Genomic DNA, 8837 nt, shown 5'->3' with positions numbered 1-8837 from the left:
TTACCCTGTCGTCATTTCTTGGGTATCCTCGACTGCTGTTTTGCTGGTGCTTTTCGTTGGTCGAGTACCAGGGATTTACTCACATCGCCAGAAGTAATTCACCAAGAACGATACGACCGTTTTATTAGTGACCCAGCCTGGCAAATTATTACCTCCTCAGCTTCTGACCAAAAAGCCTTAGATAACTTTAATTTAGATAGCGTACGCGGTCAATTCGGCAATCATTCCCCTTTTGCGGCGGCATTATTAGAAGCCCTCGAAGGGGTAGCAGATATCTATCCTCCTGCTACCAATGGTAAACCGGCTGGAGATGGGGTAATTACAGCCACAGAATTATATTTATATTTACGGGATACCATCGAAATTCCCACAGAAAAATACCGTCTACGACAAACCCCTGGTATTTGGTGTTTAAATAAGCACGATAAGGGAGAATATATCTTTCTTTCTCCCGGACATGAACTTAATTTACCACCAGCACCATCTTTAGATGAGTCACAAAATCCCTATCGCGGTTTAAACTCCTTTGACGAGAAACATAGTTCACTGTTTTTCGGTAGAACATTACTAGTAGAAAAGTTACAGGATTTTCTCAAAACTCATCCCCTGACAGTGGTGTTGGGTACTTCCGGTTCCGGTAAGTCTAGCTTGGTCAAGGCAGGATTAATTCCCAAACTACGGCAAGATAATACCGAGCAATGGTGTATTTTGCCACCCATCCGTCCTGGTGAGACTCCCTTGGAAGCATTAAATAATGTGCTGACTGAAGCTAAGTTACCTAATGTTGAGCCACAAAACCCCCAGCATAACCTGGCAATGAGCATTGATGTTTGGGCGAAAAATAACCCAAACTCTAAGTTATTACTGTTTATTGACCAAAGCGAAGAAATTATTACACTCTGTCAAAACTTAGATGAGCGTCAGGAGTTTTTCCAACAGATACTCACAGCCATAAATCCCCATGGGGATAAATTACGGGTAGTATTAACCCTACGTTCTGATTTTGAACCCCAAATCACAGATGTGGGCTTAAAGTTGGCACCGGAAGTACTAAATCAATTGGGAACTACGGTACTGATAAATCTTTGGCAAAGTGGACGATTTATTGTGCCAGCGATGACACGAGGGGAACTAAGGGAAGCGATCGAAAAACCGGCTCAAGCACGGGTAATGTATTTTCAACCCCACGAATTAGTAGAAAAATTAATTGATGAAGTGGCGGATATGCCGGGAGCATTACCCCTACTGTCTTTTGCCTTGAGTGAATTATTTCTCTTGTATTTAAGGCGGCAACGGGAGGCACAATACAGCGGTATTACTATTGACCGGGCGTTGAGAAAAGCCGATTATCTTGAATTGGGGGGAGTAATGCGATCGCTAACTCAAAGGGCAGATAAAGAGTATCATTTGCTAGTTCAAGAAAATCCCGCTTATGACCAACTTATCCGTCATGTGATGCTGCGGATGGTTGCTCTGACTGGGGGTGAATTAGCCCGTAGGCGCGTACCGTTATCAGAATTGGAATATCCACCTCAGAAAAATGATTTAGTTAAGGAAGTAATTGAGCGTTTTAGCACAGCACGGTTATTGGTTATTGGACAAGATGCTGAGGGGAATCTCTATGTAGAACCAGCCCATGATGCTTTAGTACGGGGATGGCAAAGGTTGCTGGAGTGGAAACATTTAGATGAGGAAAATTTACTTCTACAACGGCGGTTGACTCCTGCGGCGGTGGAGTGGAAAAGTGTTAAAAGCAAAAAACAATCATCCGATTTTGAAGCCAAGGCTGAAGCTGTGATTAATTGGTTGGATGGGAGACTTGACCTTGCTAAAAACTTTCTTAACAAAATAAACACGCTCGAAAATACTCAGTTGGCTCGATTGTGGCAACGGACACCGGAGCAACAAAAAGGTCCGAGAGATAAAACCGTACAATTTCTTTGGAATGCCAATCCTTATCTCGATGTATTGAATAAAGAACTCAATTCTGAGGACAACTGGTTTAACCAAGTAGAAGTTGAGTTTGTGCAGCGTAGCATCAGGCAAAAAAGCTTTAATACTCGTCGGAATTGGGGTGTTGCGATCGCAGTTATGCTGGGGTTAGGTACAGGTTTAGTATTATCGATTCATTTTAGCTTACAATCTCGGAAACAGGCAATTAACTCAGACTTCCTCGCACAAGCTGCCAATATCAAGTATTCTCTATCAGTAAAATCTACTACAGAAGAATTGCTCCAAGCTATTGAATTAACCGCTAAAATTCAAGATTACCAAAAATCCTTGCAACCAACAGTGATCAATGAAGTTAATTCTAGCTTATTGACAGCTTTAGATAAGGTACGAGAAAGGAATCTTTTACAAGGTCATACTGATATTGTCAGTGCGATCGCTTTTAGTCCAGATGGCAAACAGATTATCAGTGTCAGTGGCGACGGAACAGTGCGGTTGTGGGACACAGAATCGGGTCAACTAATCCATACCTTTGAAGGTAATACAGAATGGGTCACTGCGATCGCTTTTAGCCCAGATGGCAAACAGATTCTCAGTGGCAGTGGCGACGGAACAGTGCGGTTGTGGGACACAGAAACCGGTCAACCTCTCCATACATTAGAAGGTCATACTAGTTCTGTCACTGAGATCGCTTTTAGTCCAGATGGCAAACAGATTATCAGTGGCAGTGAGGACAACACTGTGCGGTTGTGGGACACAGAAACCGGTCAACTAATCCATACCTTTGAAGGTCATACAGACTTGGTCACTGATATCGCTTTTAGCCCAGATGGCAAACAGATTATCAGTGGGAGTAATGACAACACTGTGCGGTTGTGGGACACCGAATCCGGTCAAACTCTCCATACATTAGAAGGTCATACAAGTAATGTCTATGATATCGCTTTTAGCCCAGATGGCAAACAGATTCTCAGTGGCAGTCACGACACAAAAGTGCGGTTGTGGGACACCGAATCCGGTCAAACTCTCCATACATTACAAGGTCATATAGATGGTGTCAGTGCGATCGCTTTTAGTCCAGATGGCCAAGAGATTCTCAGTGTCAGTGGCGACGGAACAGTGCGTTTGTGGAACACCGAATCCGGTCAAACTCTCCATACATTAGAAGGTCATATAGATGGTGTCACTGATATCGCTTTTAGTCCAGATGGCAAACAGATTATCAGTGTCAGTGGCGACGGAACAGTGCGGTTGTGGGACACAGAATCGGGTCAACTAATCCATACCTTTGAAGGTCATACAAACTGGGTCACTGATATCGCTTTTAGCCCAGATGGCAAACAGATTCTCAGTGGCAGTTGGGACAACACTGTGCGTTTGTGGGACACCGAATCCGGTCAAACTCTCCATACATTACAAGGTCATACAAACTGGGTCACTGATATCGCTTTTAGTCCAGATGGCAAACAGATTCTCAGTGGCAGTGGCGACGGAACAATGCATTTGTGGGACACCGAATCCGGTCTACTAATCCATACCTTTGAAGGTCATATAGATGGTGTCACTGATATCGCTTTTAGTCCAGATGGCAAACAGATTCTCAGTGTCAGTGAGGACAACACAATGCTTTTGTGGGACACAGAAACAGGTCAACCTCTCCATACATTAGAAGATCATATAGATGGTGTCAGTGCGATCGCTTTTAGTCCAGATGGCAAACAGATTCTCAATGGCAGTCACGACACAACAGTGCGGTTGTGGGACACCGAATCCGGTCTACTAATCCATACATTAGAAGGTCATATAGATGGTGTCAGTGCGATCGCTTTTAGTCCAGATGGCAAACAGATTCTCAGTGTCAGTGGCGACGGAACAGTGCGGTTGTGGGACACCGAATCCGGTCTACTAATCCATACATTAGAAGGTCATATAGATGGTGTCAGTGCGATCGCTTTTAGTCCAGATGGCAAACAGATTCTCAGTGGCAGTCACGACGGAACAGTGCGGTTGTGGGACACAGAAACCGGTCAACTAATCCATACATTAGAAGGTCATACAGATTGGGTCACTGATATCGCTTTTAGCCCAGATGGCAAACAGATTCTCAGTGGCAGTGATGACAACACCTTGCGGTTGTGGGACACAGAAACAGGTCAACCTCTCCATAGATTAGAAGGTCATACAAAATCGGTCACTGCGATCGCTTTTAGTCCAGATGGCAAACAGATTCTCAGTGGCAGTGAGGACAACACAATGCGTTTGTGGGACACAGAAACAGGTCAACCTCTCCATACATTACAAGGTCATACAAACTGGGTCACTGATATCGCTTTTAGTCCAGATGGCAAACAGATTCTCAGTGGCAGTCACGACAGAACAGTGCGTTTGTGGGGCAATTACTCTTGGCAAGAGGCTTTAAAAGAGGCATGTGATCAGCTGCAATTTCATCCTGACCTCGTTGCGCCTCAAAATAATCAAGATAATAAAGCAGGAGAAGCCTGTCTCAAGTATGCTGGTTGGGAAGATAAAACCAAAGCAGACTTTCTGGTAAGACTTGGTCGGGCTTTTATTTCAAAAAAAGAGCAAAATATCAAGAGTGCTGTTAAAAAATTCAAAGAAGCGCAAAAATTCAATCCTGACATCGACCTTAATCCAGATACAGAGGAAAAAGACAAAGAGCCAAAAACAGTAGCACGAAAGTTAGCCCCAGACTCGAAATAATCTCATGCCTGTCCACAGAAAAATGAAGTAGGTGCTCAAGCCATGGCCTTTAGGCCACGCTACGCGAACGCCTCAACGAGTACTTGCCAACTAAATATATTGCCATTACAGCCGAAATCTTGGATAGATTATCGGCTACTTTGCGCTGCATCAAGACAGGGAATCAGCCTCAAATATAGCAGAAGTCAGAAGTCTGAAGTCTGAAGTCTGAAGTCAAACTCTTGCGCTTACTTAGGTTTTAGACTTTTGTCATGTCCTAACTGCCCTGGCGACTGCTATAAGACTGTATGGCACTACGCATTAAGGTGTAATACCAAAAATCAAAAGTCATGACATACATACAGATTGTGAAAGCCAATGTATATTGTCATATTTTTATTGTAAGTATGACGCTACTTTTGAAAACTGGTATAATACCAAATCCGTTTGTCAAAACCCCTTTATAAAAATCGACCAAATCTTTGTATGCCAGGAATCTATGGCTATGCGGATAAGGGGTGTATGGGAACAGGATTTGGTATAAGACATTCTTAAACTCCGAAACGTAAGTAATCGCTTACTTGCGGACTTGCCCGTAGCGCTATACCTCTGGCGACTATCTCAATAATTTGTTACAAAATTTTTCAAAATATGCTATAATAAGCAATTTTTTATGGTATAATGAAACCGTGGGCATTAAAATCCACGGGAAGAGCCAGCCTGACGAGTTTTCCTAGGCTGCAGGCTGGCTCTGGCTACCCCTTAACGTAAAGGAGATAACTTCATATTATGTCGCATCGTCCAAGCCTATACCCATGGGTCATGGTTCGCCTATTACCACCGATGCCACCAGTCGTTTTCGCTCGGTTCCGCAACTGTTGTGATGCCAAAGGTTATTCGCAGACCCTGAAACAGCTGGTGCCTGATGCTAAGTTTCTAATAGTTTTAGATATAAGTCTGCCGATGGAGCCAGAGGAATAGGGAGTGTTGCAAGGGTGGGAAGGGTGGGGAGATGGGGAGTCAGATCGGTAACTGGCTTGGCGTTGCTGATTCTGGGTATGGTTTTGCCCCCCTAGGGCGTGTTTTCAAAGTTTTCCGCAAGATTATGATCCCCCCCAGCCCCCCTTAATAAGGGGGGAGCCATACTCAAAGTCCCCCGAGCGAGCAATCCCTCGCTCGGGGGATTTAGGGGGATCTCCGAGTTTGAAGACACGCCCTAGCCCCCCAAAGTTGGCAGGGCTGTTTCTTGCGTCGGAGATACTCTTGAACCGGGATTAATCGGGGCAAACCCGGATTAAACGGTCAAGGTGCATTTTATTGTGGTCCGAGTGAGGAGTGGTCGTGCAGCAATTGGAGTCAAGCCTGCCACTCAGCTATCTGGACGTTCCTAGCATCTCGGCCAGGAGTTCCTTAAAAGCCCGAGCAAAGCTCATGCTTAGGGTCAAGCCATCCAAGCTCAACTGCATCAGCTAGACTCAGTCCCATACCTTTCAAGAAACGCGCGGTACGGCGCAGCAATACTGCCTGAACCTCGGTTTTGTTCATGTACCGGGAAATCTCCTTGTCTGCACCCCGAGCAAGGATGTTTTTAGCAGCATTGTAGTCAGCCTGTAACACGACCCCATCAAATCTGGTAAAGCTGTCCCCGCTCCTTTTCCCTAATAGGGTTCCAGTCACGGAGTCAACTTGCGACGTGTAACTAGGCTGGACTTCTGTTACAACCGACCCAGTCCAATTAGCCCACTTCTGTAAGGAATCCCGCATTACTCCTTTCATCCAACTGTTAAGCCTACGGGACATGATTTTGGACTGGCGTTTATTTTTTATTGGTTGTGTTAAATCCTCTGCAAATACTTTTAATGATTCCCCATTAAAAAGAGACTTAGATGCGGCTCCTATTATGGCTGTAAGTTCTGATTGATTTTTTCTGTATCGGCGATTCTCAGTTTTTCTGGTTAGATTGTTTTCAAGTATTCGAGCCGATTTAGCTGGGTCAAGTTTTTCTAGCTTTCTGTGAAGAGCCCAGAGCTTCCCTCTGTTACGATTTTTAGAGCAGATTCTATCGGACTTCTTGGTTGCTACTTTGCCTAAGTCTTTTCCGTGGGCCTGACCATCTGAATCATAGAAAGCCTCAGTGTATCCCTTGTCTATCCCAATGGCTCGGCGATTGCCAGGAATGTCTACAGTCCCATGGTCTACTAGAAAGTGAATTTCAAACCTTTCCAAGAGTTGGTTGTATACCAGTCTAATCTGACCTTTTATTTTTCGATTAGACCTCACGGTTATTTTGTTTCTCTTTCCTCTGTTTAATCCAGCCAACTCTAGTTGGTAAGTATTACGAGAGAGCCTTTTGCATTTATATCCTACTTGTTGATAGACTATCTGATTCTTGACCCAGGAATGCCCTCGCTGAAATTCCTTCCTAACAAGTCTATGCAGCAATGGATTATCTATAAAAGCTCTTGTCTTAAGCTGTTTACAAAGCTCCTTTGTGATCTTTTGGCCGTCCCTGCCTGGAAACCTTTTGTAGATTTTCTTAATTACCACATCAGTGCAAGCTGCCTGGCTCGCTGTGATAGCTTTGGCTACATCATTGACAGTCCAATCCATCAATTTGGCAGGCAACCCTAGGGTGTCGGGAGTCCTAAAACTTTTTACTTCTGGCACCGCCTTTTTCCAGTCAATCCCCCAGTGATTAATGCTACCCAGCTTATTGTAAGATTCAGCCCTGACTATGCCTAGTTTTTTCATTACCTGCTGCAACTCAAGTTCAACCGACTTGGTTATCCCCACCACAGGGACGATTTGAGTCGATATCCTTTTTGCCGCGCCTACTTTTCTTGGCATCGTTAACTGCTATGTCCTACACTCACTTCAATAATAATCTAGCGCTAGCTAAATGTCAATGTCTGTATTACACCGATAAATCCAGTTTTATCCCGATTTATCGGGACTTAATTGCAAGACTAAACTTCATGGGTGAGGGCTTGAAAGCCCCTTATGGTAAGCAAATCGCCGTTTTTTTCTACTATTGGGTTTAATTTTAGAAAAACAGGCGCGAAACTTTGCCCACTCGGGAGGTTCAGGAAACCAAAAAATTGAGCAATGTTACAGCCCTGCCCTTAAAAAGGCGGACTTTGAGGTTGATAAGCATACCTCATATAGGGCTACGCGCAAGTTAGAAGTCAGAAGTCAGAAGTCAGAAGTAAGCTAGGACTAGGTTTCGGAGTTTACAAATGTCCTAATCTTAATCGGTAGTGCTATAAATGCCAGAAAAGCTATATATTCAGATGCGTTCGCGTAGCGTTGGCTTTGCCGAAAGCGTGACAAAAGGTCAATCGCATTTACCGTGAGTTTTTCCTTTCATCATTTAATCTTTTAGCTAACTTTACTGACTCTTCAAAATCAAATCCAGGAATGTTTGATTAACTATTGATAGTAGTTTTTTAGGTCAATCCTGATGAAATTAACTCACATTAGTGCTTCTTTAGTATTCCTGGGAGCGATCGCCTTTGGCGCGGCTTCGCCGATCGCAGTTACTCCAGCTTATGGAGCCTCCGTATCATTCACTCCGACTGGGTCACAATTAGACAAAGATGCTATCAATGACCTTGAAGTCAATGTTGGTGACACCATTGATTTCTCTTTTGTGTTAGATACTAGCGGTCTCACTGCTAATTTACAGTCATTAGACATTCTTGTACAACAAGATTCTACTGAGCTTGTTACTCTAGAAGGATTTAGGACAGATGCAGATATAGCTGCCTTTTCAGGGTTTACATTCAGCCCAGTAGAAAACCCACCCTTGGGGATATCTACAGCACTTTTTAAACGTAGTGATTCAATTGGAGTTTCTCCAGACTCTATCCTAGAGATAGTGAGGACAACTGACCAAGTACTGCCTGGGTTTAAGAATGATGGATTGCCTGACTTAGCAGTTACCGTTACCTCGGCAATTGATGCTAATGGTATAGACGTAACCAGTCTATTTCAAGCAGCTAGCCAAGGTCTTGATGTTCAGCCCGCCCCTGTTCCTGAAACCACATCACTCTTAGGTTTCTTAGGATTAGCTGCTTTGGGGACTAGTTCATTATTAAAGAACTGTTCAAAACGGGTTTAATTGTTTCAGTAGTATTCATAGTTTCAGGTTTTGTGGATGTAAACATTTAGCTGTCAGCGGTCAGCCG

General features: G+C 44.0%; 3 protein-coding genes and 1 pseudogene. 3 read left to right on the top strand and 1 reads right to left on the bottom strand.

The annotated features are described in order from the left end of the window. Together F6K38_RS29900 and F6K38_RS29895 are read left to right on the top strand one after the other, a co-directional pair. A partial coding sequence (locus F6K38_RS29900; protein ID WP_287358711.1) for an nSTAND1 domain-containing NTPase occupies positions 1-4671 on the top strand: 4671 nt, incomplete at its 5' end. 768 nt (positions 4672-5439) lie between these two features. Then, complete coding sequence (locus F6K38_RS29895; protein ID WP_287358709.1) at positions 5440-5631, top strand: hypothetical protein; 192 nt, start codon at positions 5440-5442, stop codon at positions 5629-5631. Between the two features lie 392 nt (positions 5632-6023). On the opposite strand, the pseudogene F6K38_RS29890 reads toward F6K38_RS29895, so the two are convergent. Continuing rightward, a pseudogene (locus tag F6K38_RS29890) lies at positions 6024-7497 on the bottom strand (zinc ribbon domain-containing protein). Between the two features lie 613 nt (positions 7498-8110). Here F6K38_RS29890 and F6K38_RS29885 point away from each other — a divergent pair. After that, positions 8111-8770, top strand: coding sequence for a hypothetical protein (locus tag F6K38_RS29885; protein ID WP_287358703.1), 660 nt, complete (start codon positions 8111-8113; stop codon positions 8768-8770). Positions 8771-8837: the final 67 nt, after the last annotated feature.

This window comes from Moorena sp. SIO3B2, assembly GCF_010692525.1.
Classification (GTDB): Bacteria; Cyanobacteriota; Cyanobacteriia; order Cyanobacteriales; family Coleofasciculaceae; genus Moorena; species Moorena producens.
Note: the sequence above shows the minus strand (reverse complement) of the source record. Positions and strands in the feature narration are given on the sequence as shown.

Bases quoted from the DNA above. Each gene is read 5' to 3' on its own strand.
- F6K38_RS29885 (WP_287358703.1), top strand. From the start codon at position 8,111: ATGAAATTAACTCACATTAGTGCTTCTTTAGTATTCCTGGGAGCGATC.
- F6K38_RS29895 (WP_287358709.1), top strand. From the start codon at position 5,440: ATGTCGCATCGTCCAAGCCTATACCCATGGGTCATGGTTCGCCTATTA.